Here is a 26,602-nt window from a genome sequence, read left to right on the forward strand (position 1 = left end):
GAGGGGGCCGGGCCCTTGGCATGTCCAGCGGTGCGGGCGCCGGGCGGCTCCGCCGGGGGACTCAGGGCGGGCTCACGGCCGGGGCGCGCGCATGATCGCCGTCAACACGCGTAAAAAGGGCGGGACCCCGGATGGTGATCCGGGGTCCCGCCCTTTGAACGATGCCGACGCCTAAGGCGTACTACAGGCCGTCAGTTGTCGTCCTCGTCGATGAGGAAGCCACGCATCGGCGAGGGAGCCTGGCCCATCGGCGACGGGCCCTGCGGCCGCACCGGCGCCATCGGCTGGGTCATCGCCGGGGACATCTGCTGCTGCCCGCCGTAGGACGGACCGGCCGGGCTGGGAGCGCCCATGCCCGGGTTGCCGCCGTAGGACTGGCCACCTGCACCGGCCGGTGCCATGGAAGGCGCCGGGGACGGCGGCAGCGAGGCCGTGGCCGGAGTACGCGGCGGAGCGAGGGAGTCGTCGGCCTGGGTCTCCAGCTGTCGCAGCTGGGACTCGAGGTACGACTTCAGACGCGTGCGGTACTCGCGCTCGAAGCCACGCAGGTCCTCGACCTTGCGCTCCAGCGTGGCGCGGGCGGACTCCAGGGAGCCCATCGCGACGCGGTGCTTCTCCTGCGCGTCCCGCTCCAGGGCGTCGGCCTTGGCACGGGCGTCCCGCTCGAGACCCTCGGCACGCGAACGCGCCTCACCGACGATCTTGTTGGCCTCGGAACGGGCCTCGGCGATCGCCTGGTCGGCGGTCTGCTGGGCCAGCGACAGGACACGGGCGGCGCTGTCGCCACCGGGACCCTGACCGGGGCCGCCCATCGGACCACCCATGGGGCCGCCCATCGGGCCACCCATCTGCTGCTGCATGGGGTTCTGGCCCATCGGGCCACCCATCTGCTGCTGCATAGGGTTCTGACCCATCGGACCCTGGCCCATCGGGCCCTGACCCATGGGGCCCTGGCCCATCGGACCCTGACCCTGCGGGCCACCCTGGCCGCCGTTGGGGCCGGCGGGCAGCTGCGGCGCACCGCTCGGCAGCTGGGGCGGGCCACCCATGGGGCCACCCATCTGCTGCTGCGGCGGGCCCGATATGCCGGCGGGCACCGGAGCGCCCGGGCCTCGCATGCCCTGCGGAGGCATCCCCTGCTGGGGCATGCCCTGCTGCTGCATACCGCCCTGCTGCTGCATGCCGCCCTGCTGCATGCCGCCTTGCTGCATACCGCCCTGCTGCATGCCGCCCTGCTGGGGCATGCCACCCTGCTGCTGGTCCTGTTCGGGCGGCTTGCGCATGTTCTGCTGGTTCTGGGCAGCAGCGCGCGTGGCCGCGGCCAGTTTGGCCCGCAGGTCCTCGTTCTCACGAAGCAGGCGGGTCAGTTCGGCTTCGACCTCATCGAGGAAGGCATCGACCTCGTCCTCGTCATAGCCTTCTCGGAGGCGGACGGTCGTGAACTGCTTGTTCCGCACGTCCTCGGGGGTCAACGGCATCTCTTCACCTCAACGTAGTCGTCGGCATCGGCAAGACGGTAGTTCACATCGCTCACAGCCGGCTCACGATCGAGATCAGGATGTAGACGATGATCATCAGTACGAAGAAGGACAGGTCGAGCGCCACGCCCCCGAGACGCAACGGCGGGATGACCCGCCGCAGAAGCTTGAGCGGTGGATCGGTGACAGTGTAGGTGGCCTCCAGAACGACCACCATCGCCTTGCCGGGCTGCCATGAGCGGGCGAACTGGAAGACGTAGTCCATGACCAACCGGAAGATGAGCACGATGAGGAAGACCATCAGCGCGATGTAGACGACATCCAGGACCACGCTCATGTTCGGTGCTTCCCTCTCCCCTGTTCCATGCTTCTCTGTACTGCCGTTTCCGGACCTGCGTCTCAGCTCTGGTTGAAGAACCCGCCCTCTGCGATGCGGGCCTTGTCCTCCGCCGTGACATCGACGTTAGCAGGCGACAACAGGAACACCTTCTGCGTCACCCGCTCGATGCTGCCGTGAAGACCAAACACCAAACCGGCCGCAAAGTCGACAAGTCGCTTCGCGTCTGTGTCATCCATCTCCGTCAGATTCATGATCACCGGGGTGCCCTCACGGAAGTGTTCCCCGATGGTACGGGCCTCGTTGTAGGTCCGGGGGTGAAGTGTGGTGATCCGGTACGGCTCTCGTTCCGACACGACCTTGGGCATGATCACCGGTGCGTTCTTCTCCAGGGACTGACGTTCTTGTGTGATGGATGCCACGGGCGCGATCCGCGCCGGGCGTCCGGATTCCGCGCCCAGCGAAGCGGAACGAGCCACCGGCTCACGCGGCGCCGGCGGCTGCACGATTCGCACCTCTTCGTCCCTTTGGGACTGATGCGTACCATGTGACTGGTGAGACGGCTCATGTCGCCGGTGGTCCCGCTCGGGCTCCGGGTCGAGCTCGGGTTCGAAGTCGTCGTCGGGGTCGAATCCCCGGCCGTCGTACCCATCGTCCTCCACGAGGCCGAGGTAGACCGCCATCTTGCGCATCGCGCCGGCCATTCTCTGAGTCCTCCGCTCTGTGGTGGATCGACTTTCAACTGCCAAGTCCCGCGATCCACGTGGCCCTTGTGTCCGCCCTTCGGCGGTAATGACCATATTTTCTACTGTGGTCCGACTTCCTGGCGACGTTACCCGAGCCTGGGGCGGACTCCGAGTACCGCAGTGCCGACGCGTACATGTGTCGCTCCGGCCGCCACGGCGTCCTCGAGATCCGCACTCATCCCTGCCGACACCATGTTCGCAGCCGGATGGGCTCGGCGCAGGTCAGTCGACAAATCCATCAACCGCCCGAAGGCCTCGCGTTGGCGCCCGGCGTACTCCCCGGTCAGAGGTGCGACGGTCATCAGTCCGTCAAGGCGCAGCCCCGGCGACCCGGCGACCTGAGCGGCCAACTCCTCGACGCCGCCCGGGGCCACCCCGCCCCGCTCACCCCGCTCGCTCGCCCCGGCGTCGAGCGCCACCTGCAGCAGACAGCCCACCTCGCGCCCGGCCCGCACGGCCTCCTTGGACAGGGCCGTCACCAGCCTGGCCCGGTCGACGGACTGCACCACGTCCGCGTAACCGACCACGGAGCGCACCTTGTTGGTCTGCAGCTGGCCGACGAAGTGCCATCGCAGCGGCAGTTCGGCGCACTCGGCCGCCTTGGGCGCGGCGTCCTGGTCCTTGTTCTCGGCGACATGGCGCACACCGAGTTCCGACAGGAGCCGGACATCGCCCGCCGGGTAGGTCTTGGTGACCACGATCAGGGTCACCTCCTCCCGCGCACGGCCCGCGGCCGCGCATGCGGCGGCGATCCGCTCCTCCACTTTCGCCAGGTTTGCGGCGAGTTCACGCTTACGGTCCGTCATGCCCTATCAGTCCAGCCAGACATATCCCGCGAGTCGCCCCGTGGAGCGGTCGCGGCGGTACGAGAAGTGATCGTTCGACTCCCGTGTGCACACCGGCGACCGCTCCCGGTCGCGCACCCCGAGCCGATCGAGCTGCGCGTGCACCCCGGCGACCACGTCGACGGCGGGAGTGCCCCAGCTCGTCTCGGCGCTCGCCGCCGGCTCGACGGCGGCCACCTCGGCGCGCATCCCCTCCGGCACTTCGTAGCACCGCCCGCACACGGCGGGTCCGGTGCGGGCGACGATCCGGGAGGGGTCCGCGCCGAGCGACTCCATCGCGTCGATCGCGGCGGGCACGATCCCCTTGACCATGCCGGGCCGCCCGGCGTGAGCGGCCGCGACCACCCCGGCGACGGGGTCGGCGAGCAGGACGGGCACACAGTCCGCCGTCAGCACGGCGAGGGCGAGTCCCCGGGTCGCGGTCGCCAGTCCGTCGACCGGTGGGGTGAGCCGGGTGGTCCACGGTCCGTCGACCTCGGCGACGTCGTTGCCGTGCACCTGGTTCATCCAGACGACCAGGCCGGGGTCGAGACCCAGCGACTTGGCCGCCAGTTCACGATTGGCGCGTACGGCGTCGGGGTCGTCGCCGACCGCTCCGCCGAGGTTGAGCTCCTCATACGGAGCGGCGCTCACCCCGCCCCACCGGTCGGTGAAGGCGAAGTGCGCGCCGCTCACGCTCTCGCGCTGTCCTATCACTTCAGGAAGTCCGGCACGTCCAGTTCCTCGGCCGCGCTGTCCGAGTAGGACCGCGACGGCGGCACCGGCGGCGAGACCGGAAGGTCTGCAACCGGCTCGGGCGCCGGCTGCGGGTCCTCCTTGGGAGTCACGCTGCCGAGCGAGCCGAAGGACGGCCGGCTCTCGGGCTGCCGTACCGGAGTGGGCTCCTCGCGGCGCGCCGAGGACGAGGACGAACCCATGACGGTCTCCCGGCGGGCCGGGGGCTGGCCCCCGTCGAAGCCGGCCGCGATGACGGTGACCCGGACCTCGTCGCCGAGGGCGTCGTCGATGACCGCGCCGAAGATGATGTTGGCCTCGGGGTGCGCGGCCTCGCTGACCAGCTGGGCGGCTTCGTTGATCTCGAACAGGCCGAGGTCGGAGCCGCCGGAGATGGAGAGCAGGACGCCCCGGGCGCCGTCGATGGAGGCCTCCAGGAGCGGCGAGGAGATCGCCATCTCGGCGGCGGCCACCGCGCGGTCGTCGCCGCGGGCCGAGCCGATGCCCATGAGGGCCGAACCGGCCTCGGACATGACCGACTTGACGTCGGCGAAGTCGAGGTTGATCAGACCGGGGGTGGTGATGAGGTCGGTGATGCCCTGGACGCCGGAGAGCAGGACCTGGTCGGCCGACTTGAAGGCGTCCAGGACCGAGACCTGGCGGTCCGAGATGGACAGCAGCCGGTCGTTGGGGATGACGATGAGGGTGTCGACCTCTTCACGGAGTTCGGCGATGCCGTCCTCGGCCTGGTTGGCGCGGCGCCGGCCCTCGAAGGTGAAGGGGCGGGTGACCACGCCGATGGTGAGGGCGCCGAGGTTGCGCGCGATGTTGGCCACGACGGGCGCGCCGCCGGTGCCGGTGCCGCCACCCTCGCCGGCCGTGACGAAGACCATGTCGGCCCCCTTGAGGACCTCCTCGATCTCCTCGCGGTGGTCCTCGGCGGCCTTGCGGCCCACGGCCGGGTTGGCGCCGGCGCCGAGTCCGCGCGTGAGTTCACGGCCGACGTCGAGCTTGACGTCGGCGTCGCTCATCAACAGCGCCTGCGCGTCGGTGTTGATGGCGATGAACTCGACGCCCTTGAGACCGACCTCGATCATCCGGTTGATGGCATTGACACCACCGCCGCCGACACCGATGACTTTGATGACTGCGAGGTAGTTCTGCGGTGCTGCCACGTCGAAGGCCTCTCGCCTCGAGTTACGTGTCGTCGCCTCGCAGGTGATGCGATCCGACGACTGATGCCGAATGGGACGGTCCGTTTCGCCGACCCGAACCCTAACGCTGAAGTTTAGGGTTACCAGTGTGAGTGTTCCTTGGAGTCTTCTGAACAGGACACTAAGTCGACACGTGGCGCCCGTTCAACGAACACGCCGAACCTCCCGTTTTTCTTTTCACCCTATGTGATCAGGCGTGTCACTGCCCAACCAGGGTGGTGGCCTGCGCGGATGTGCGTCAACTCCCCGCTGACGCGGGGGCGGTGGGCGCGCTGACATCGAAGTGCCGGGCGGCCGGGGCGGCTTTCATGAGTGCGGTGAGTGTGCGACCCTTCGCCGCGGCCTTCTCGGCGCTCCCCCACGCGACCGTGCGGCCGCCGCTCAACTCCAGCGAGATGTCGTCGTAGGAACGGACCTTGACGACCCGGGTCGCCCGCGCGACGCCGGCGGGCAGGGAACCGGCGGCCCTCACCGCCTCCCGCACCAGCCGGGCCTCGCCGAACCGGCGCAGGCTCGCGGCGGCCGAACGGGACGAGGAAGCGGCCATTTCGAGCAGCGGAACGCCTTTCGGGGCCTCGGAAACCGTGGCGAAACTGACGCCTTCGTCGTCCACTTCCACGAACTTCGACCCCTTTCGGACAAGCAGAACCGGCGTACGCTCTGTCACTTTCAGGCCGATTCCATGGGGCCACGAACGCTCCACGTCGACCGAGTGGATCCGGGGCAGTTCGCTGCGCAGCCGGGCCTCGATCGCGTCGGTGTCGACCGAGACCAACGGCGATCCGACCGGCACGGCGGCGGCCGCCCGCACCTGCTGCGATGTCAGCACCTTCGTGCCGGACACGGAGACACGCTCCACGCGCAGCCACTGCGAGCCGTACAGCGCCCAGCCGGCGCCCGCGCCGAGGAACACGACGGCCAGCGCGAGAATGATGATCGTACGAAGTCGGCGCGGCCCCAACCGCCGGACGAGGGGCGGGCCGGACGACTCCTGCTGGCGTGCACCGCGCTCGGCGGTGGCGGATCCGGCCACGCACACTCCCTTTCCTGGCTCGGTTCACCTCCGGGGCGCCGCAGCCGGTGTCGGGAGCCCGGCCGCGCTCAGCCCCTCGGGCCTTCGCGTGCTCGGGCTCCCGACACCGACGCGCCCCTTCGGCTCACTCGCCGACGCGTTTCCTAACGTCGTGCACGGCTGGCGGCGATCGCCTCGTACACCAAGCCGACGAGCAGCTCGTCGGCGTCCCGGCGGCCGAACTCGCTGGCCGCGCGGGACATCTCGTACAACCGGTGCGGGTCGGCGAGGACGGGCAGGACGGTCTCCCGGACCCACTCGGGGGTCAGTTCCGCGTCGTCGACCAGCAGCCCGCCGCCCGCCTTGACCACCGGCTGGGCGTTCAACCGCTGTTCGCCGTTGCCGATGGGCAGCGGGACATAGGCGGCCGGGAGCCCGACGGCGGAGAGTTCGGCGACGGTCATCGCGCCCGCGCGGCAGAGCATCATGTCGGCGGCGGCGTACGCGAGGTCCATCCGGTCCACGTACGGTACCGGGATGTAGGGGGGCATCCCCGGCATCTGCTGCACCTGCGGCAGTTCGTTCTTCGGGCCGACCGCGTGCAGGATCTGGATACCGGCCTGCTGGAGCCAGGGCGCGACCTGCTGGACGACCTCGTTGAGGCGACGGGCGCCCTGCGAACCGCCGGAGACCAGCAGAGTGGGCAGGTTGGGGTCGAGGCCGAACACGTGCCGGGCCTCGGGGCGCATGGCGGCGCGGTCCAGGGTGGCGATGGAGCGGCGCAGCGGGATGCCGATGTAGCGGGCGTCCCGCAGCTTGCTGTCGGGCGTGGAGACCGCGACCCGGGCCGCGTAGCGCGAGCCGATCTTGTTGGCCAGGCCGGGGCGGGCGTTCGCCTCGTGGACGACGATCGGGACGCCGAGGCGCTTGGCGGCCAGGTAACCGGGCAGCGCCACGTAGCCGCCGAAGCCGACGACCGCGTCCGCCTTGGTGCGCTCCAGGATCTGCTCGGCGGCCTTGATCGTGCCGCGCAGCCGGCCCGGGACGGTGATCAGTTCAGGGGTGGGCTTGCGCGGCAGCGGCACCGCGGGGATCAGCGCGAGGTCGTAGCCCCGCTGCGGAACGAGCGTGGTCTCCAGGCCGCGCTCCGTCCCCAGGGCCGTGATCCCCACGGTGGGGTCCTGCCTGCGCAGGGCGTCCGCGAGGGCGAGCGCCGGCTCGATGTGGCCGGCGGTCCCCCCACCAGCGAGTACGACATGCACCGAAATTCACCGCTCTCCGGACGAACGCGCCGCCGAGGCACGCCGTCGCATCGTGTTCCATCTCCGGAAACTCCGGTCGAACGCGGAGCCCCCAGTCCCCCGCTTTCTACCAAAGCGGGGGTGCCGCATCGCAAGCGCCGCCCGCGCACCGGGCTCGTCGCGTGCGAAAGCGATCAGCAGCCCGATGGCGAACATGGTCGGCAGCAGGGCGGAACCCCCGTAGGAGAACAGCGGGAGCGGGACGCCGGCGATCGGCAGCAGACCGAGCACCGCACCGATGTTGATCACCGCCTGAGCGGTGATCCAGGTGGTCACGCCTCCCGCGGCATACCTCACGAAGGGGTCCTCCGTGCGTCCGGCCACGCGGATACCCGCATAGCCTAGAGCCGCGAACAGGGCGAGTACCGACAGCGTCCCCGCGAGGCCCAGTTCCTCACCGGTGACGGCGAAGATGAAGTCGGTGTGAGCTTCGGGCAGTTGGCCCCATTTCTCCACACTCGCACCGAGTCCCGAGCCGAAGATCCCGCCGGAGGCCAGGGCGTAGATTCCGTGCACGGCCTGCCAGCAGGCGTCGCCGGGTCCGGGGTCGGTCGCGCCGATGCACTGCAAGCGGGCCATCCGGTTGGGACTGGTCTTGATGAGGATCACACCAAGGGTGGCCGCGATCGACAGCACCCCGACGAAGAGCCGGGTGGGCGCCCCCGCCAGCCACAACAGCCCGAACAGGATCGCCGTCAGGATGATCGCCGTGCCCATGTCGCCGCCGAGCATGATCAGCCCGAGCAGCATGAACGCGACCGGCACCAACGGCACCAGCATGTGTTTCCACTGCGCGAGCAGCTTCTTGTCCTGTTTGCGGGCGAGCAGATCGGCACCCCACAGCACCAGCGCGAGCTTGCCGAACTCGCTGGGCTGGATCTGGAAGGAACCGCCGAGCGAGATCCAGTTCTGGTTGCCGTTGACCGACATCCCTATCCCCGGTACCTGCACCAGCGCCATCATGAAGACGGCGCCCGCGAGGATGGGATAGGCGAGCCCCCGGTGCAGTTTCACCGGCATCCGGGAGGCGACCAGCAGCAGCGCGGCCCCGATGGAGGCGGCCAGGAACTGTTTGCGGAAGAAGAACGATCCCGGCAACGACATCTGCAGCGCGGTGATCTGGGAGGCCGAGTAGACCATCACGAGGCCCAGGACGGTGATCAGCAGGCTGCCGCCGAAGATCAGGTAGTACGCGGTCAGCGGCCGGTCCCAGGCCCTCTGCACACGCGTGTGGAGCCGTCGTACGGGGTTGCCGCGGGGTGCGCGGAACGCTGCGGCGGGTCTGCGGACGGTCCGCTGGACAGGCGGACGCCCGGTACGGCTACCGGGCATCGGCTGCTCCCCGGTGCGCGGCGCAACCGCTGTACCCGGCTGCCGCGCCGTACGTCGGCCGTGACGGTCCCACGCGTCCCTCCCAAGGTCGCCCGGCAGGCGGCCGGGTCAGGTTCCGAGCTCGCCAACCGCCTCGGCGAACAGGTCGCCGCGCTGGTTGTAGTTGACGAACATGTCCATGGAGGCGCAGGCCGGGGCGAGGAGCACCGTGTCGCCTTCGACGGCGAGGCGCCGGGCCTCCTGGACAGCCGCGAGCATCGCCCCAGTGTCCGTCCGCTCGAGGTCGACGACGGGTACTTCCGGGGCGTGTCGCGCCAGGGCTTCCCGGATCAGGGCGCGATCGGCGCCGATGAGCACCGCCGCTCGAAGCCGCTTCGCCGACTTGGCGACCAGCTCGTCGAAGGTGGCGCCCTTCGCCAGTCCGCCGGCGATCCAGACGATCGACTCGTAGGCCGCCAACGACGCTTCCGCGGCGTGCGTGTTGGTCGCCTTGGAGTCGTCGATGTACGCGACGCCGTCCACGTCCGCCACGTGGGCGATGCGGTGGGCGTCCGGTGTGAAGGCCCGCAGGCCGTCCCGTACGGCCTTGGCGGGCACCCCGAAGGCGCGCGCGAGGGCCGCCGCGGCAAGGGCGTTGGCGATGTTGTGCGGGGCGGGCGGACGGACGTCGGAGACCTCGGCGAGCTCCTGGGCGTTGTGCTGCCGGTTCTCGACGAAGGCGCGGTCGACCAGGATGCCGTCCACGACGCCGAGTTGGGACGGGGCGGGGGCGCCGAGGGTGAAGCCGACCGCCCGGCAGCCCTCCTCGACGTCCGCCTCCCGCACCAGGTCCTCGGTGGCCTTGTCGGCGAGGTTGTAGACGCAGGCGACCCGATTGCCCTCGTAGACACGGCCCTTGTCCTTGGCGTACGCCTCCATGGAGCCGTGCCAGTCGAGGTGGTCGGGGGCGAGGTTCAGGACGGCGGCGGAATGGGCGCGCAGCGACGGCGCCCAGTGCAGCTGGTAGCTGGAGAGTTCGACGGCGAGGACGTCGTACGTCTCCTCCCCGAGGACGGCGTCCAGCAGGGAGACGCCGATGTTGCCGACGGCCGCCGTGCGCAGGCCGGCCGCCTCGAGGATCGACGCCAGCATCTGGGTGGTGGTCGTCTTGCCGTTGGTGCCCGTGACGCACAGCCAGGGCGCTGCCTTCCTGCCGTCCAGTTCCCTGAGCCGCCAGGCCAGTTCGACGTCGCCCCAGACCGGTACTCCGGCCTGGTGGGCCGCCGTGAACAGCGGCTTGTCGGGCTTCCAGCCGGGTGCGGTGACGATGAGTCCGGTGCCCTCGGGCAGGGTCGCCCCGTCACCCAGGCGCACGGTGACGCCCAGCGCCTCCAGCTCGGCGGCCTGCTCACGCGCGCGTGCGTCGTCCCCGTCGTTGACGACGGTGACCTTCGCGCCGAGCCCGTGCAGCACCTTGGCCGCCGGGATGCCGGAGACGCCGAGCCCGGCGACGGTGACGTTCTTCCCCTGCCAGTCGGTCACTTGTCCGCTGCCCATCCCGCGTAGAAGATGCCCAGTCCGACGATCACACAGATGCCCTGGATGATCCAGAAACGGACCACCACCAGGACTTCGGACCAGCCCTTGAGTTCGAAGTGGTGCTGGAGCGGCGCCATCCGGAAGACGCGCTTGCCGGTGAGCTTGAAGGAGCCGACCTGGATGACGACCGACATCGTGATGAGCACGAACAGGCCGCCCAGGAGCGCGATCAGCAGCTCGGTGCGGGAGCAGATCGCGAGACCCGCGAGCACGCCGCCGAGCGCCAGCGAACCGGTGTCGCCCATGAAGATCTTGGCCGGCGAGGTGTTCCACCACAGGAAGCCGAGGCAGGCGCCCATCAGCGCGGAGGCGATGACCGCGAGGTCCAGCGGATCGCGCACCTCGTAACAGGCGCTGGGGTTGGTCAGGGTCTCGCCGTTGGCGCAGGACTCCTGGAACTGCCAGACGCCGATGAAGGTGTAGGCGCCGAAGACGAGGACGGAGGCGCCGGTGGCGAGGCCGTCCAGACCGTCCGTCAGGTTCACGCCGTTGGACATCGCGAGGATCATGAACAGCGCCCAGACGACGAACAGCACCGGGCCGATCGTCCAGCCGAAGTCCGTGATGAACGACAGCTTCGTGGAGGCCGGGGTGTTGCCGCGCGAGTCGGAGAACTGGAGCGAGAGCACCGCGAAGGCGATACCGACGATCAGCTGGCCCGCCATCTTCGCCTTGGCCCGCAGACCCAGCGAACGCCGCTTGACGATCTTGATGTAGTCGTCGAGGAAGCCGACCAGACCCATGCCCGTCATCAGGCCGAGCACCAGCAGACCCGAGTAGGTCGGGGGCTTGCCGGTGATCACCTTGGACAGGAAGTACGCGGCGATCGTCGCGAAGATGAAGGCGATGCCGCCCATCGTCGGCGTACCGCGCTTGCTGGCGTGCTCGCGCGGGCCGTCGTCGCGGATGTACTGGCCGTAGCCCTTGCGTGCCAGCAGCTTGATCAGCAGCGGCGTACCGACCAGCGTCAGGAAGAGGCCGATCACACCCGCGAACAGGATCTGATTCATCATCGGGCGGCGACCTCACCCTCGGTGCCGGTCGCGAGCAGCGCCTGCGCGACACTCTCGAGGCCGACCGAACGGGACGCCTTCACGAGCACGACGTCCCCCGGGCGCAACTCGCTGCGCAACAGGTCGACCGCCGCCTGTGCGTCGGACACGTGCACCGACTCCTCACCCCACGAACCCTCGTTATATGCGCCCAGTTGCAGCCAGGCGGCTTCCCTGCCCCCGACCGCGACGAGCTTGCCGACATTGAGCCGGACGGCGAGCCGTCCGACCGCGTCGTGCTCGGCGAGCGCCTCGTCCCCGAGCTCGGCCATCTTGCCGAGCACCGCCCACGTCCGGCCCCCCTTGCCCATGGCCGCGAGCGCGCGCAGAGCGGCTCGCATGGACTCGGGGTTCGCGTTGTAGGCGTCGTTGACGATCGTCACGCCGTCCGGGCGCTCGGTGACCTCCATCCGCCAGCGGGAGAGGGAGCCCGCCTCGGAGAGCGCGGTGGCGATCTCTTCCGCGGACATGCCCAGCTCATGGGCGACGGCGGCCGCTGCGAGCGCGTTCGACACGTGGTGCTCACCGTACAGGCGCATGGTCACGTCGCTGCACCCGGAGGGTGTGTGAAGGCTGAAGGCGGGCTGTCCGCTGTCCGTGAGTCGCACGTTCTCGGCCCGTACGTCCGCTTCGCCTGACTCTCCGAAAAAGACCACCTTCGCCTTCGTACGGGAGGCCATGGCCCGGACCAACGGATCGTCGGCGTTGAGGATCGCGGCGCCGCCCTCGCCGGCCGGCGGGAGGCTCTCGACGAGCTCGCCCTTTGCCTGTGCGATCTGCGCGCGGCCGCCGAACTCGCCGATGTGGGCGGTGCCGACGTTGAGCACGAGGCCGATCTTCGGAGGCGTCAGATCGGCGAGGTAGCGGATGTGGCCGATCCCGCGGGCGCCCATCTCGAGCACGAGGAACTTCGTCTCCTCGGTCGCCGACAGGGCGGTCAGCGGCAGTCCGATCTCGTTGTTGAGCGAGCCCGGCGTGAAGACGGTGGGCGCCTTGCGCTGCAGGACCTGCGCGATGAGGTCCTTGGTACTGGTCTTGCCGGCCGAGCCGGTGAGCGCGACGAGGGTCGCGCCGAGCTTCCGCACGACGTGCCGGGCGAGGGCGCCCAGCGCCGTCTGGACGTCGTCCACGACGATCGCGGGGACGCCGACGGGGCGTGCGGCCAGTACGGCCGCCGCACCCGCCTCGACGACCGCGGCCGCGTAGTCGTGGCCGTCCACGCGTTCGCCGACGAAGGCGACGAAGAGGCTGCCGGGCACCACGTCACGGGAGTCCCGGACGACCGGTCCGGTGACTTCCGCGGACGGATCCGGTATGTCGTGCGTCTGCCCGCCGACGACTGCTGCGATCTCGGCGAGGGAGAGGGCGATCACAAGTTCATCCCTGGGTCTGCTGGATAGCTTCGCGAAGCACCTGGCGGTCGTCGAACGGACGGACCACCCCGGCGATGTCCTGGCCCTGCTCGTGGCCCTTGCCCGCGACCAGCACGGTGTCCCCGGCGTGCGCACGGGCGACGACCGCGGCGATCGCGGCGGCACGGTCCTCGAACAGCAGGACGTCGCCGCGCTCGTGCGCGGGCACGGACGCCGCGCCCTGGAGCATCGCCGCGAGGATCGCGAGGGGGTCCTCGGAGCGGGGGTTGTCGGAGGTCAGTACGGCGGTGTCGGCGAGCCGGGCCACGGCGGCGCCCATCGGGACGCGCTTGGTGCGGTCCCGGTCGCCCCCGCAGCCGAGGACGACGTGCAGCCGGCCCTTGGTGACCTTGCGCAGCGCCTTCAGGACCGACTCGACGGCGTCCGTCTTGTGCGCGTAGTCGACGACCGCGAGGTAGGGCTGCCCGGCGTCCACCCGCTCCAGCCGGCCCGGCACGCCCGGCACCGCGGCGACGCCGTCCGCGGCGGTCCGCGGGTCGATGCCGGCGACGGCGAGGGAGACGATCGCGGCCAGGGTGTTCGCCACGTTGAACGAGCCCGGCAGCGGCGACCTGGCGGCGATGTGCACCCCGTCCGGGCCCACGACGGTGAACGTCGAGTCCAGCGGACCGATCTCGACGTCGACCGCGCGCCAGTCGGCGTCCGGGTGGCCCTCCGCGGAGAAGCTGACGACCGGGACCTCCGCCTCGCGGATGAGCCGGCGGCCGTACTCGTCGTCGAAGTTGACCACGCCGAGTTTGCTGCGTTTCCGGGTGAACAGCTGCGCCTTGGCCTGGAAGTAGTCCTCCATGCCGGAGTGGAACTCCATGTGTTCCGGGCTGAGGTTGTTGAAGACGGCGACGTCGAAGACACAGCCGTCGACCCGGCCCAGGACCAGCGCGTGACTGGAGACCTCCATGGCGACCGCTTCGACACCGCGCTCGCGCATGACCGCGAACAGCGCCTGGAGGTCGGTGGCTTCGGGGGTGGTGCGCTCGGACTTGATCCGCTCGTCGCCGATGCGCATCTCGACGGTCCCGATCAGACCGGTGGACCTGACCGGCTTGAGGCCGCCCTCGATGAGATAGGCGGTGGTCGTCTTGCCCGAGGTGCCGGTGATGCCGATCTGGAGCAGGTCGCGGCCCGGGGCGCCGTAGATGGCGGCCGCCAGTGCGCCCATCCGCGCGCGCGGGTCGTCGGCCACCAGGACCGGCAGGCCGGTCGCGGCGGCGCGTTCCGCGCCGGTGGGGTCCGTCAGGACGGCGACCGCGCCCAGACCCGCGGCCTGGGTGACGAAGTCGGCGCCGTGCAGGCGGGCGCCCGGCAGGGCGGCGTACAGGTCGCCGGGGCGGACCGCGCGCGAGTCGTGGGTGATGCCCGTGACCTCGACGGCGGCGCCCTCCGGCTGTTCGGCGCCCAGCTGACCGGCGAGCTCCGCGAGGGGTGTGGCGGAGACCTGGGCCGGTCGCGGCGGTCCCGGATATGTCACGGAAGCGCCCTTCTGGGTGGTTCGGGACTGATCAGCGTGTGGCACGGCGGTGAGCGTACCGGGCGTACCCGCCTGCGGGCGAAGCGAGGCCGGGGCCGCGGACGGCGCTGCGGGCGGTGCGGGGTTCCCGGGGTCGGGAGTGATCATGGTCACGGGCTGGTTCCTGGCTTGCTCGGCGCTGAACAGTGACGGGGCGGGGTCGGAGTCGGGCGGTGCGGGACGGTCGGTACGGGGCGTTCGGTGCGGGTCGGTACGGGGCGTTCGGTGCGGGGCGGTACGGGGCGTTCGGTGCGGGGCGGTCGGTACGGGGCGGTCAGGGGGTGAAGGTGACCGGGAGGTTCGCGGCCTTGGCGCCGGTCGGCGGGATCTGGAGGGTCTTCAGGGAGAACTCCATGACCTGCTTGAATACCGGACCGCAGATCTGGCCGCCGAAGTAGCTGCCCTCGGTGGCGTTCTGGATGGCGCAGTACACGGTGACCCGCGGGTTGTCGGCGGGCGCGAACCCGGCGAACGACGAGGTGTAGCCCTTGTAGGTGCCGGTGGCCGGGTCCACCCGGTTGGCGGTACCCGTCTTGCCCGCGACGCGGTAGCCGGGGATACGCGCCTTGGCGCCCGTGCCCTCCTCGTCGTCCACGACCGACTCCAGCATCTGGGCGAGGGTCTTCGCCGTCTTCTGGCTGACGACCCGGGTCTTCGCGGGTGCCTCGGCGGGGGTGAAGCTTCCGTCCGGGCCCTTGGTTCCCCGCACCAGGGTGGGCTCGACGCGGACCCCGCCGTTGGCGATCGTCGAGTACACGGAGGCCGCCTGGAGCGCGTTCAGGGACATGCCCTGACCGAAGGGGATCGTGTACTGCTGCGAGGTCGACCACTTGCCGGGCTGGGCCAGGATGCCCTTCGTCTCGCCGGGGAAGCCGAGTCCGGTGTGGCTGCCGATGCCGAATTTGCGCAGGTACGAGTAGAGCACCTGGTTGGCCTCGGTCTGCGTCCTGCCGAGCTGGCCGGTGGCCAGGATGGTGCCGATGTTGCTGGACTTGGCGAGCACGCCGTTGAGCGTGAGGTACCAGGTGGCGTGGTCGATGTCGTCCTGGAAGAGCCGGTCGCCGCGGTGCAGCCGGTTGGGCACGGTGACATGCGTCAGCGGTGTCGCGGCGTTCTCCTCCAGCACGGCGGCCATCGACATGACCTTGGCCGTGGAACCGGGTTCGTAGGCGTCCTGGACGGAGGCGTTGCCCAGGTCCGCGGAGTTGGCCTGCGAGAGGTCGTTGGGGTCGAAGCCGGGCGAGTTGGCCATCGCGAGGATCTCGCCGGTGCGGTTGTCCTGGACGATGACGTAGCCGCGGTCCGCGCGGGACTCCCGCACCTGCTCGGTGATGGCGTTCTGCGCGGCCCACTGGATGTCCCGGTCGATCGTCAGCTCGACGTCGGAGCCGGGCACCGCGGGGGTCTCGGTGGAGCCCACGGTGGGCACCTGGCGGCCGCCGGACTGGGCGTAGCGGATCTTGCCGTCCTTGCCTGCCAGGGTCCCGTTCAGCTGCTGCTCCACACCTCCGCCGCCCTTGCCGTCGGCGTTGACCCAGCCCAGTATCCCGGCGGCGAGGTTCCCGTTGGGGTACACGCGCTTGCTGCTGGGGACGGAGAAGACGCCGGCGAGGACGTTGACGGTGGAGCTGTCCGTCTCCTCCTTGGTGGACAGGGCGGACCTCAGGTCCTTGATCTGCTTCCAGACCTGCGGTGTCTGCCGGCCGGCCAGCTTGACGTAGCGCAGGCTCGCGTCCTTCGGCCGCAGCTTCTTGACGAGCGCGGACTGGTCCTGGCCGAGGATCGGCGCGAGGAGGGCGGCCGCCTGCTCGGGGCCGTCGCCGACCTTCAGCTGCCCGCGCGTGAACATCGTCGGGTCGGCCGTGATGTCGTAGGCGTCCACGCTGCTCGCGAAGGCCACGCCGGTGCGGTCGGTGATCTCGCCGCGCTCGGCGGGGAGCACCTGGCCGACGTACCGGTTCTGCTCGGCCTTCGCGGCATAGGCGCTCGCGTCGACGGCCTGCACCTGGAGGAGACGGACGACGAAGGCGATCAGCACCAGGGTCAGCGCGAGGCCGACCATCCGCAGGCGGGGGCGGGGGCTGCCGAGCCGGATGGCCCGCGGGGCCGCGGGGCGCGGTGCGGTCGGGCGGCGGGCGGGACGGGCGCCGGGGCCCGGGCGCCGCTGGGCGGTCGCCGGGCGGGAGGGCCGGGCGGGGCCGGGCACGCGCCGGCGCGGCGGTTCCCTGTCGGACACTTCCGTCACCTGCCGGGGGTCTCGGGGATGGCTTCGGTCGGGGCGGCGCTCGGAGCCGGGGGCTCGGTCGGCTCGGAAAGGGTGCTCGGCGTGGGTGTCACGGGCGACGGCGGCGCCTCGATCGTCCGGGAGACCGGGATGGCCTCCGGCGGCCGTACGGCGGCGGGAGCGTCCTCGAGGGACTGCTGGACGGCGGGCGAGGGGACGCCCTTCACGGTGCCGTCGGGATCCAGGAAGGCCGGGTCTCCGCCGGGGACCATGCCGAGTTCGCGCGCGCGGCGCTGGAGGGCGTCGGGGGCTGAGTAGGAGTCGATGTCCCGCTGGAGCGCCTGCTCCTCGTCGGTGAGGCTCTTGGTGTCCTTCTGGAGGTCGTCCATCTTGAACGAGCCCTCACTGAGCGCGGAGTTCAGCACGAGCAGTCCGATGAGACCGCCGCCCAGGAGGAGGACGACGAGGAGGACGAACGGGGTACGGGCGGCCTGCCGCGGCCCGGTCGGGAAGAGTCGCGCCAGCCGGGCGGCCCTCCCCTTCAGTTCGGGTTTCCTACTCACTCGGCCTCCCCCGGGTCGGAATTCCGAACCCTCGGCTCACGCCCGTCATTCGATGGACTCCCTGATTCGCTCGGCCCCGCGCAGACGCGCCGGGGCGGCCCGCCGGTTCTCGGCGACCTCTTCCTCGGTGGGAAGTTCGGCACCGCGGGTGAGCAGCTTGAGCCGGGGCTGGTAACGCTCGGGGACGACGGGCAGCCCGGGCGGCGCGGTGTTGGCGGCGCCGGCCGCGAACACCTGCTTCACCAGCCGGTCTTCGAGCGAGTGGTACGACAGGACGGCGATCCGCCCGCCCACGTCGATCGCCCCCACCGCGGCCGGGATCGCCCGCTCCAGGACGGAGAGTTCGCCGTTGACCTCGATGCGCAGCGCCTGGAAGGTGCGCTTGGCCGGGTTGCCGCCGGTGCGCTTGGCGGCCTGGGGAAGGGCGTTGCGGATCAGCTCGACGAGCCGCGCACTGTTGGTGAACGGCTCCTTGTCGCGCTCGCGCACCACCGCGGAGACGATCCGCTTGGCCTGCTTCTCCTCGCCGTAGGCCCGCAGGATCCGCACCAGTTCACCGGGCGGGTACGTGTTGAGGACCTCGGCGGCGCTGACACCGGTCGTCTGGTCCATCCGCATGTCGAGCGGGGCGTCCTGGGCGTAGGCGAAGCCGCGGTCGGCCTCGTCGAGCTGCATGGAGGAGACGCCGAGGTCGAACAGGACGCCCTGCACGCGCGCGATGCCGAGCCGGTCCAGGACCTCGGGCAGCTCGTCGTAGACGGCGTGCACGAGGGTGGCGCGGTCGCCGAACGGGGCCAGGCGCTCGCCGGACAGGCGCAGCGCCTCCTTGTCACGGTCGAGGGCGACGAGCCGGGCCTCGGGGAACCGCGTCAGCAGCGCCTCGCTGTGGCCGCCGAGGCCGAGCGTGCAGTCGACCACCACCGAGTCCGGCCGCTGGAGGGCGGGGGCCAACAGGTCCAGGCACCGCTGGAGCATCACCGGGACGTGTCGACTCTGGCTCAAGGGGCCCTCTCAGATCCGGCGGGTGTACGCACCGCCGGGTCCCCGCCCCTCAGGAAGGGAAGGCCTGCCGGCGCCGCGGGGAGATCTCCGGCGGCCGGCCGGGGTCTCACGGGTTCAGTCCAGCAGGGAGATCGTCGCCTCCCGCTTCGCGTCACTTTAGTCCACGGTGTCTCGCGGTCAATCAACCGGCCTGCGCGGCGCGGCCCGACGGCACCCCTGCCCGCCTCCTCTGTGGCTTACCTCACAAAGAGCACGTGATGACACTCTTTTTCCGTTCTCACGGCAGGCCCGGAACGCACGTGACCAGTACCGTCATAGGTATGACGACTTCTGCATCGCTTCCCGCGCGGCCCGCAGGCGCCATAACGCAGGGCACCGTCACCGACCGCCTCGTCGAGGCGAACGAGCGGTACGCGGCGGCCTTCTCCGACCCCGGCATGGACGCCCGCCCCGTCCTGCACGTCGCGGTCGTGGCCTGTATGGACGCCCGTCTCGACCTGCACGCGGCACTCGGCCTCGAACTCGGCGACTGTCACACGATCCGCAACGCCGGCGGCGTGGTCACCGACGACGTGATCCGCTCGCTCACCATCAGCCAGCGCAAGCTGGGCACGCGTAGCGTCGTCCTCATCCACCACACCGGCTGCGGCCTCGAGGCGATCACCGAGGAGTTCCGCACGGAGCTGGAGATGGAGGTCGGCCAGCGTCCGGCCTGGGCGGTGGAGGCCTTCCGCGACGTCGACCAGGACGTACGGCAGTCGATGCAGCGGGTGCGCACCTCGCCGTTCCTGGTGAGCACCGACGACGTGCGCGGCTTCGTGTTCGACGTGAAGACGGGCCTGCTGCGCGAGATCGACCCCAGGTAACCGCCCCCACGGCCCTGTGCGACGTTCACGGACGCCGTCGTTCGCTGTCGTTTCGCTGTTGATTTCCGCGCCTCGGACGCCCAAACAGTCATAAGACCGACATAACGAGGACAGTTGTCCACAGGCGAGTGACACGAATCGGTAACGGCAGCAAGAATGCGGGTGTGACGCCACGCTGAGCAGTTCGGGCACGGCGTCCGTGATTCGGGGTGGGCCGGTTTGCCGCACAGAGCGTCGGCCCGGAGAAAGTTTGGGCCGAGGAGGGCCGGGTGACGACCTATGACGAGCGAGCGAGCCTCACAGATCTGACCGCCACTGTGGAGCGTGTCCGCAGTTCGGTGGAGGGAGTGATCGAGGGCAAGCCCGAGGTCGTACGGCTTTCGCTGACCGTGCTCCTCGCCGAGGGGCATCTGCTGATCGAGGACGTACCGGGCGTCGGCAAGACGATGCTCGCCAAGGCGCTGGCGAAGTCCATCGACTGCTCGGTGCGCCGCATCCAGTTCACGCCCGACCTGCTGCCCTCGGACATCACCGGGGTGTCCATCTGGGACCAGCAGCGCCGGGAGTTCGAGTTCAAACCGGGCGCGATCTTCTCGCAGATCGTGATCGGCGACGAGATCAACCGCGCCTCGCCCAAGACCCAGTCGGCGCTCCTGGAGTCGCTGGAGGAGCGCCAGGTCACCATCGACGGCACGACGTACGAGCTGCCGAGTCCCTTCATGGTGGTGGCCACCCAGAACCCGGTCGAGATGGAGGGCACCTACCCGCTGCCCGAGGCCCAGCGCGACCGTTTCATGGCCCGTGTCTCCATCGGCTACCCGAGCCCGGAGGCCGAGCTCCAGATGCTGGACGTGCACGGCGGGGTCAGCCCGCTGGACGACCTCCAGCCGGTCGCGCACGCCCACGAGATCGTGAAGCTGATCGACGCCGTCCGCGGAGTCCACGTCGCCGACTCGGTCCGCCGCTACGCGGTCGACCTGGTCTCCGCCACGCGCACCCACCCCGACCTCAGACTCGGCGCCTCGCCGCGCGCGACGCTGCACCTGGTGCGCGCGGCCAAGGCGACCGCCGCCCTCAGCGGCCGGGACTACGCGCTCCCGGACGACGTGCAGAACCTCGCCGTGGCCGTCCTGGCCCACCGTCTGCTGCCCACCGCGCAGGCGCAGCTGAACCGCCGCACGGCGGAGCAGGTCGTCGAGGAGATCATCCAGCGCACCTCGGTGCCCGCGTCCCCCCAGCAGCACGGGTACGGACTGGGCCACGGCACACAGGCGTACGGCCAGCAGTCGCGGAGGCTGTGATGACCACCGGAGGGGCGGGGCAGCCGTCCACGGCCCACGGGGAGAAGGGCGACCAGGGCGGCGCACGCACGGCCCTGGCCGGTCTGACCACCCGCGGCCGCTCCTTCCTGGCCGCCGGTATCGCGGCCGCCATCTGCGCCTACGTACTGGGACAGCCCGATCTGCTGCGGGTCGGGCTGCTGCTGGCCGCGCTGCCGCTGATCTGCGCGGCCGTCGTCTACCGCACCCGCTACCGGGTCGCCGGCAGCCGCCGGCTCTCCCCCGCGCGGGTGCCCGCAGGCAGCGAGGCCCGGGTCCATCTGCGGATGGACAACGTCTCGCGGCTGCCCACCGGCCTGCTGATGCTCCAGGACCGGGTGCCCTACGTGCTCGGACCGCGCCCCCGCTTCGTCCTGGACCGGGTCGAGGCGGGCGGCCGCCGCGAGGTCTCCTACCGGGTCCGCTCCGACCTGCGCGGCCGCTATCCGCTGGGCCCGCTCCAGCTGCGCCTCAGCGATCCCTTCGGCATGTGCGAGCTCACCAGGGCGTTCTCCACCTACGACACGCTGACGGTGATCCCGCGCGTGGAGTCGCTGTCCCCGGTCCGCCTGAGCGGCGAGGCCAAGGGGTACGGCGACGGACGCCAGCGCGCGCTGGCGCTGGCCGGCGAGGACGACGTGATCCCGCGCGGTTACCGCTACGGCGACGACCTGCGCCGGGTGCACTGGCGTCTGACGGCCCGCTACGGCGAGCTGATGGTGCGCCGCGAGGAACAGCCTCAGCGCTCCCGCTGCACGGTACTGCTGGACACCCGGGGTCCCGCCTACCGGGGCGCGGGCCCGGACTCCGCCTTCGAGTGGGCGGTCTCGGGCGCCGCGTCCGTGCTGGTGCACATGCTGGAGCGCGGCTTCTCCGTGCGGCTGCTGACGGACACGGGCAACTCGGTACCCGGCGAGGGCTCCGACGGGTTCGCCGGCGCGAGCCAGGAGTCGGCCGACGCTGCCGGACTGATGATGGACACCCTTGCGGTGGTCGACCACTCCGACGGCACGGGCCTGTCCCGGGCCTACGACGTGCTGCGCGGCGGCAACGAGGGACTGCTGGTGGCCTTCCTCGGCGGTCTCGACGAGGAGCAGGCGGCGGTGGCCGCGAAGATGCGCCAGCGCAGCGGCGGCGCGGTCGCCTTCCTGCTGGACGGCGACAGCTGGGCGCGTGAACCGAACGGCGTGCCCGATCCGATGAACAGGCAGGAGGAGCGGCTGCGGATGCTGCGCGAGGCGGGCTGGACGGCCCTGAGCGTGCCGCGGGGCGCTTCGCTGAACGAGCTCTGGCGTCAGGCGGACCGCGAGCGGGCGGGCCTGACGACGGCGAGCGGGACGAACGGCGGGGAGGGATGGGCATGAGCGGGCGGGCTCGACTGACGCTGTGCTCGGCGGCGGCGACACTGATGGCCTCGTGCGCCCTGCTGCCCCTCGTCACCCCGGCGACCTGGTTCCTCCAGGCGGCGTTCCTGCTGGCCGTCCAGTCCGGGGTGGGCGCGGCGACCCGCCGGGTGCCGCTGGCCCGGCCGCTGACGGTGGCCGCGCAGGCCCTGGTCACGCTGGTGCTGCTGACCCTGCTCTTCGCCCGTGAGCACGCCCTCGCGGGCCTGATCCCCGGCCCGGAGGCCTTCCGCCACTTCGGCGACCTGCTCCAGACGGGCACCGACGACGTGGGGCGGTACGCGATCCCGGCCCCGCTGTCCGACGGCATCCGGCTGATGGTGATCGGCGGGGTGCTGGTGATCGGCCTGGCGGTGGACACCCTCGCGGTGACCTACCGCAACGCGGCCCCGGCCGGTCTGCCGCTGCTGGCGTTGTACTCGGTCGCCGCGGGCCTGTCCGAAGGAGTGACCGACTGGCTGTGGTTCCTCGTCGCCGCGGCCGGCTATCTGATGCTGCTGCTCGCCGAGGGCCGGGAGCGGCTCTCGCAGTGGGGCCGGGTCTTCGGCGGGGCGCCGCGCGGTCCGGGCGGACAGCCCGGCCCGGTGGCCCCGGTGCGCACCGGCCGTCGCATCGGCATGGCCGCGCTGGGCGTCGCCCTCGTGGTGCCGCTCCTGCCGCTGCCCGCGATACAGGGCGGCCTGCTGGACGGGGCGGGCACCGGCGTCGGCGCGGGCAACGGCAGCGGGGGCACCATTTCCGCGGTCAACCCGCTGGTGTCGCTGCGCGACAGCCTGAACGTGGACGAGGACCGCACGGTCCTGACCCTGCGTACCACCACCAGCAACATCTCGGACATGTACCTGAGGATCGTGTCGCTGGACGACTTCGACGGCACGACGTGGAAGCCGGCGAAGCGACACATCATCGCCGTGCCGGACGAGTTCCCCTCGCCCACCGGTCTGGGCCGGGACGTCAAGCGGACCGAGGTCACGACCCGGATCGCGGCCGCCACCGGCTACGGCCAGGACTGGCTGCCGATGCCGTACCCGCCCAGCAGCGTGCAGATCAAGGGCAACTGGCGGTACGAGCCGGTCGGCATGACCCTGGTCGGTGACCACGGCCAGAAGACCAGCGGCAAGACGTACCAGGTGACGAGCCTCGACGTGCAGCCGACGGCGGAGCAGCTGGCCTCGGCGCCCGAGGCGCCCGGCTCCGTGAGGAGCACCTACACCAAGGTCCCGGACTCCCTCCCCGCGGTGGTGGCACAGCAGGCCCGGGAGATCACCGCGGGCGCCGCCGGCGACTACGAGAAGGCCGTCGCGCTCCAGGACTACTTCGCGGTGACGGGCGGCTTCGAGTACGACACCGAGGTCGAGGTCGGCAGCGGGCCCAACGCGATCGCCCGCTTCCTGAAGGACAAGCAGGGATTCTGCGTCCACTTCTCGTTCGCGATGGCCGCGATGGCCCGCACGCTGGGCATACCGGCGAGGGTCGCGGTGGGCTTCGCGCCGGGTTCCCCGCAGGCGGACGGGTCGGTGGCGGTCGGCCTCAAGGACGCGCACGCCTGGCCGGAGCTGTACTTCGAGGGCGTCGGCTGGACCCGTTTCGAGCCGACCCCCACCCGCGGCACGACGCCCACGTACACGCTGCCGGACAGTTCGGGCGAGACCGTGCCCGACCTGCCCCAGGCCTCCCGCTCGGCGGACGCGGCGCCTTCGGCCGAGCCCTCGGCGAGCACCAGTTGCTCGGCGCAGGACAAGAAGCTCGAGGGCTGCGCCGCCGCGCTGCCGCTGGACCCGACGGAGCAGGACGGCGGCGGTACCCCCTGGTACGCGATCGCCGGATGGACGCTGCTGGGGGCGGCGGCACTCGCCCTGCCGCTGCTGCCGATGCTGTGGCGGCTGAGAAGACGCTCGGTGCGGCTGGCCTCCGCCCAGCACTCCGCGTCCTCGCCCGCCGGGGCTCCCCCGGGCCGACGCAAGGACGGCGGCGACGACCGGCAGCCGGGCGACCCCGGTCCCGCGGTGCTGCTGGACGTGCCGGCGCAGGAGGCCGGTGAGGCGACCGTCGGGCATGTGCTGGCGGTGTGGCGCGAGCTCACCGACACGGCCTGGGACTACGGCATCGAGCCGGACGACGCCCTGACCCCCCGGCGGGCCGCCGCGCGGATCATCCGGATCGGAGAGCTGGACGAGTCGGTGGGCCGTTCGGTGCACCGGGTGGCGGGCGCCGTGGAGCAGGTGCTGTTCGCCCCGGAGCCGAGGGCGGAGTCCGGCCTGGCCGACGACGTACGCAGGGTGCAGGGGGCGCTGCGCGAGCGGGTCGGCTGGACCACGCGCGTGCGTGCCGTCGTGGCGCCGCGTTCGGCCGTTCGCGCGGTCTGGGACCTGAGCGACCGCTGGACGGCCCTCAAGGCGTCCTGGGCGGCCCGTCTGGCGACTCTTGTGCGGCGCCCGTCCGGACCTCAGGGCCAGCAGCAGAGCGGCTGAGAAAGCCGAGCCCGGCTCCAGGTGAAGCCGGACTCGGCCCTGGCCGTCGCGGGCCTGGCCGTCTCGGGCCTGGCCGGGCTCGGCCCTGGCCGTCTCGGGCCTGGCCGGGCTCGGCCCTGGCCGTCTCGGGCCTGGCCATCTCGGGCCTGGCCGGGCTCGGCCCTGGCCGTCTCGGGCCTGGCCGTCTCGGGCCTGGCCGGGCTCGGCCCTGGCGGTCCCAGGCTTGCCCGGTCGCGCCCCTGGCGGTCGCGCCCCTGGCGGTCGCGGCCCTGGCGGTCTCGGGCTTGCCCGGGCTCGCTCCTGGCGGTCTCCGGCAGAGATCGAGCATCGGTACGAGCCCGGCTCCAGGTGAAGCCGGTCTCGGCCCTGGCGGACTAGGCCCTGGCCGGTCTCGGGCAGAGACCGGCATTGGCAGGAGCCCGTGCGCCGAGTCCGTGTGCGGGCCTGTGTGTCAGGCCAAGCACTGCCGCGTAGCCGTGTAGGGCCGTGCAGCCTTGTAGTACAGCCCTGCGAGGGGCCTGTACGGGCTCTGGGAGGAGGGCCGGGGGCACGCGGCTGTGGCGGCACAACGATGAAGGGGCGGCCACCCGGTCGGGTGGTCGCCCCTCGATGTTTCCACGCATGGGGGTGGTGCTGCGGTGTCAGTGACCGCCCTGCTCGTCACGGCGGCGCTGCCAGCGCTGCTCGATCCGGTCCATCATGGAGCGCTTCTGCCGACCCTGACCACGACCGTGCGGGGTGCCCGGGGCTCCTGCGGCGCCTGCCGCGGGTTGCTCACCCGGCTTGGGCGCCTTGCGCCAGCCGGTCACGGCGAGAACCGCACAGCCCAGCATGACGAGGAAGCCCACCACACTCAGCCAGACCTGCTTGGCGACCATACCGGCCATGAGGAGCGCGATACCCACGAGGAAGCCTGCGACCGCCTGGTAGACCCGACGCCGGGTGTACGTACGCAGCCCGCTTCCCTCGAGCGCCGACGCGAACTTGGGATCTTCGGCGTACAGCGCTCGCTCCATCTGCTCGAGCATGCGCTGCTCGTGCTCCGAGAGCGGCACGGAGTCCTCCTCATCGTGCAGTCGCCGGGGCGACCCGGGGGGTCCCTTCAGGATAGGCAGGGAATCGCCCCCGTGAAACCCGCCCCTCTACGCCAATTGGCCAACCGGAGCCCGCCATGGACGTCCCGGCCCGCTGAGGTTTCATTCCCCAGGAGCCGACCCGTCATGCCGGGCGGTCTCCCTCGATCATACGGCGCACCGCGCCCGAACGGGGGGCCTGTGGCGTACTCCATGCGCAGCCAAGGCCCTGATCAGCGGTGCGCCCCAGGAGGCGCTCAGGTCCCGTCGACCCCCCGCGTCTCCCCCAGCACGTGGAGCTGGGTCGCCACGGAGTGGAAGGCGGCGAGTTCGGCGGCGGCCTCCTCGAGCTTCAGCAGGGCCTCCAGTGCGCCCGGCTCGGTGTCCACGAGCACGCCGGGGACGAGGTCGGCGAAGACCCGCACGCCGTGCACCGATCCGACCCGCAGTCCCGCGCCCTCGACCAGCGTGGTGAGCTGCTCGGCGGTGAAGCGGCGCGGCACGGGGTCGCCCTCGCCCCAGCGGCCGTCCGGGCCCGTGAGGGCCTGCCGGGCCTCCTTGAAGCGGCCGGCGAGGGCGCGTGCCAGCACTGCTCCGCCGAGCCCCGCGGCGAGCAGGCTGAGGACGCCCCCGGAGCGCAGTGCGGCCACGACGTTGCGGACGCCCTCGGCCGGGTCGTCCACGTACTCCAGGACGCCATGGCACAGGACCGCGTCGTAGCCGCCCCGCTCGACCACGTCGAAGAGCCCGTGGGCGTCGCCCTGGACGCCCTTGACGCGATCGGCGACGCCGGCCTCGGCGGTGCGGCGCTCCAGGGCGAACAGCGCGTTGGGGCTGGGGTCGACGACGGTGACCCGGTGCCCGAGCAGGGCGACGGGCACCGCGAAGTTGCCGCTGCCGCCGCCGGTGTCGAGGACGTCGAGCGACTCACGCCCGGTCGCCTTGACCCGGCGCTCGAGGGCCTCCTGGAGAACCTCCCAGACCACGGCCGTACGGAGCGCGGCGCGGGGCCGGGGAGGGTCGGAGCGTGGCGGCGTCGGGTGCGGGCTGTGAGGGGAGGCGGGCGGGCGCATCGGGTCCGACACGGCAGTTGACTCCTCGGCGCGGCACCGCCTCTTGCGCGGCGGAGCGA

Annotated in this window: 22 protein-coding genes; 4 read left to right on the plus strand and 18 right to left on the minus strand. The window is 71.3% G+C overall.

Annotation, left to right across the window (positions count from 1 at the left end; all coding sequences use genetic code 11):
- Window positions 1-191 precede the first annotated feature (191 nt).
- The 16 genes from QF030_RS12980 to rsmH all read right to left on the minus strand — a co-directional run bounded on the left by QF030_RS12980 (window position 192) and on the right by rsmH (window position 18,338).
- The gene (locus QF030_RS12980) at window positions 192-1,478 is read right to left on the minus strand and encodes a DivIVA domain-containing protein (protein ID WP_307162820.1); all 1,287 of its coding nucleotides are present in this window, start codon (window positions 1,476-1,478) and stop codon (window positions 192-194) included.
- A gap of 52 nt (window positions 1,479-1,530) precedes the next feature.
- Complete coding sequence (locus QF030_RS12985; protein ID WP_020129925.1) at window positions 1,531-1,815, minus strand: YggT family protein; 285 nt, start codon at window positions 1,813-1,815, stop codon at window positions 1,531-1,533.
- 62 nt (window positions 1,816-1,877) lie between these two features.
- Window positions 1,878-2,519 carry a cell division protein SepF gene (locus tag QF030_RS12990; RefSeq protein WP_062647419.1) on the minus strand — a complete coding sequence of 214 codons (642 nt, stop codon included), beginning with the start codon at window positions 2,517-2,519 and terminating at the stop codon, window positions 1,878-1,880.
- Window positions 2,520-2,647: 128 nt separating this feature from the next.
- Window positions 2,648-3,367, minus strand: a complete 720-nt coding sequence (locus QF030_RS12995) for a YggS family pyridoxal phosphate-dependent enzyme (RefSeq protein ID WP_307162821.1) — start codon at window positions 3,365-3,367, stop codon at window positions 2,648-2,650.
- 6 nt (window positions 3,368-3,373) lie between these two features.
- A complete protein-coding gene (pgeF, locus tag QF030_RS13000; protein WP_307162822.1) occupies window positions 3,374-4,102 on the minus strand; it encodes a peptidoglycan editing factor PgeF in 729 nt (242 codons plus the stop codon).
- The gene (gene ftsZ, locus QF030_RS13005) at window positions 4,099-5,295 is read right to left on the minus strand and encodes a cell division protein FtsZ (RefSeq protein ID WP_171396726.1); all 1,197 of its coding nucleotides are present in this window, start codon (window positions 5,293-5,295) and stop codon (window positions 4,099-4,101) included. The genes pgeF and ftsZ overlap by 4 nt, the downstream gene beginning before the upstream one ends.
- A 277-nt stretch (window positions 5,296-5,572) precedes the next feature.
- Window positions 5,573-6,367: a cell division protein FtsQ/DivIB gene (locus tag QF030_RS13010; RefSeq protein ID WP_307162823.1), complete on the minus strand. Its 795-nt coding sequence runs from the start codon at window positions 6,365-6,367 to the stop codon at window positions 5,573-5,575.
- A gap of 143 nt (window positions 6,368-6,510) precedes the next feature.
- Window positions 6,511-7,608, minus strand: a complete 1,098-nt coding sequence (gene murG / locus QF030_RS13015; protein WP_307162824.1) for an undecaprenyldiphospho-muramoylpentapeptide beta-N-acetylglucosaminyltransferase — start codon at window positions 7,606-7,608, stop codon at window positions 6,511-6,513.
- A gap of 6 nt (window positions 7,609-7,614) precedes the next feature.
- A complete protein-coding gene (gene ftsW, locus QF030_RS13020) occupies window positions 7,615-8,979 on the minus strand; it encodes a putative lipid II flippase FtsW (protein ID WP_307162825.1) in 1,365 nt (454 codons plus the stop codon).
- Between the two features lie 108 nt (window positions 8,980-9,087).
- Entirely contained in the window at window positions 9,088-10,515 is a 1,428-nt protein-coding gene (gene murD, locus QF030_RS13025; protein ID WP_307162826.1) for a UDP-N-acetylmuramoyl-L-alanine--D-glutamate ligase, read from the minus strand.
- Complete coding sequence (mraY, locus tag QF030_RS13030; RefSeq protein ID WP_020129934.1) at window positions 10,497-11,570, minus strand: phospho-N-acetylmuramoyl-pentapeptide-transferase; 1,074 nt, start codon at window positions 11,568-11,570, stop codon at window positions 10,497-10,499. Before mraY ends, murD begins: the two co-directional genes overlap by 19 nt.
- Window positions 11,567-12,982, minus strand: coding sequence for a UDP-N-acetylmuramoyl-tripeptide--D-alanyl-D-alanine ligase (locus QF030_RS13035; RefSeq protein WP_307162827.1), 1,416 nt, complete (start codon window positions 12,980-12,982; stop codon window positions 11,567-11,569). The genes mraY and QF030_RS13035 overlap by 4 nt, the downstream gene beginning before the upstream one ends.
- 4 nt (window positions 12,983-12,986) lie before the next feature.
- The gene (locus QF030_RS13040; protein ID WP_373428758.1) at window positions 12,987-14,663 is read right to left on the minus strand and encodes a UDP-N-acetylmuramoyl-L-alanyl-D-glutamate--2,6-diaminopimelate ligase; all 1,677 of its coding nucleotides are present in this window, start codon (window positions 14,661-14,663) and stop codon (window positions 12,987-12,989) included.
- Between the two features lie 160 nt (window positions 14,664-14,823).
- Window positions 14,824-16,785 carry a peptidoglycan D,D-transpeptidase FtsI family protein gene (locus QF030_RS13045; RefSeq protein ID WP_307162829.1) on the minus strand — a complete coding sequence of 654 codons (1,962 nt, stop codon included), beginning with the start codon at window positions 16,783-16,785 and terminating at the stop codon, window positions 14,824-14,826.
- 5 nt (window positions 16,786-16,790) lie between these two features.
- Window positions 16,791-17,336 carry a septum formation initiator family protein gene (locus QF030_RS13050; protein ID WP_307162830.1) on the minus strand — a complete coding sequence of 182 codons (546 nt, stop codon included), beginning with the start codon at window positions 17,334-17,336 and terminating at the stop codon, window positions 16,791-16,793.
- A gap of 45 nt (window positions 17,337-17,381) precedes the next feature.
- Window positions 17,382-18,338, minus strand: a complete 957-nt coding sequence (rsmH, locus tag QF030_RS13055) for a 16S rRNA (cytosine(1402)-N(4))-methyltransferase RsmH (RefSeq protein ID WP_307162831.1) — start codon at window positions 18,336-18,338, stop codon at window positions 17,382-17,384.
- A gap of 257 nt (window positions 18,339-18,595) precedes the next feature.
- Between rsmH and QF030_RS13060 the strand changes: the two genes are divergently transcribed.
- The 4 genes from QF030_RS13060 to QF030_RS13075 all read left to right on the plus strand — a co-directional run bounded on the left by QF030_RS13060 (window position 18,596) and on the right by QF030_RS13075 (window position 24,397).
- Window positions 18,596-19,204: a beta-class carbonic anhydrase gene (locus tag QF030_RS13060; RefSeq protein WP_373428759.1), complete on the plus strand. Its 609-nt coding sequence runs from the start codon at window positions 18,596-18,598 to the stop codon at window positions 19,202-19,204.
- A gap of 269 nt (window positions 19,205-19,473) precedes the next feature.
- Complete coding sequence (locus tag QF030_RS13065; RefSeq protein ID WP_307162833.1) at window positions 19,474-20,505, plus strand: AAA family ATPase; 1,032 nt, start codon at window positions 19,474-19,476, stop codon at window positions 20,503-20,505.
- Window positions 20,505-21,887: a DUF58 domain-containing protein gene (locus tag QF030_RS13070; RefSeq protein ID WP_307162834.1), complete on the plus strand. Its 1,383-nt coding sequence runs from the start codon at window positions 20,505-20,507 to the stop codon at window positions 21,885-21,887. The genes QF030_RS13065 and QF030_RS13070 overlap by 1 nt, the downstream gene beginning before the upstream one ends.
- Entirely contained in the window at window positions 21,884-24,397 is a 2,514-nt protein-coding gene (locus tag QF030_RS13075; RefSeq protein WP_307162835.1) for a transglutaminase family protein, read from the plus strand. The genes QF030_RS13070 and QF030_RS13075 overlap by 4 nt, the downstream gene beginning before the upstream one ends.
- A 641-nt stretch (window positions 24,398-25,038) precedes the next feature.
- Here the strand turns inward: QF030_RS13075 and QF030_RS13080 are convergent.
- Both QF030_RS13080 and QF030_RS13085 read right to left on the minus strand, forming a co-directional pair.
- On the minus strand, window positions 25,039-25,452 hold the full coding sequence (locus QF030_RS13080; protein WP_307162836.1) for a DUF3040 domain-containing protein: 414 nt from the start codon (window positions 25,450-25,452) through the stop codon (window positions 25,039-25,041).
- A gap of 275 nt (window positions 25,453-25,727) precedes the next feature.
- Window positions 25,728-26,555 (minus strand): methyltransferase, encoded by an 828-nt coding sequence (locus QF030_RS13085; protein ID WP_307162837.1) that lies wholly within the window; start codon window positions 26,553-26,555, stop codon window positions 25,728-25,730.
- Window positions 26,556-26,602: the final 47 nt, after the last annotated feature.

It is taken from the genome of Streptomyces rishiriensis, assembly GCF_030815485.1.
Lineage (GTDB): Bacteria > Actinomycetota > Actinomycetes > Streptomycetales > Streptomycetaceae > Streptomyces > Streptomyces rishiriensis_A.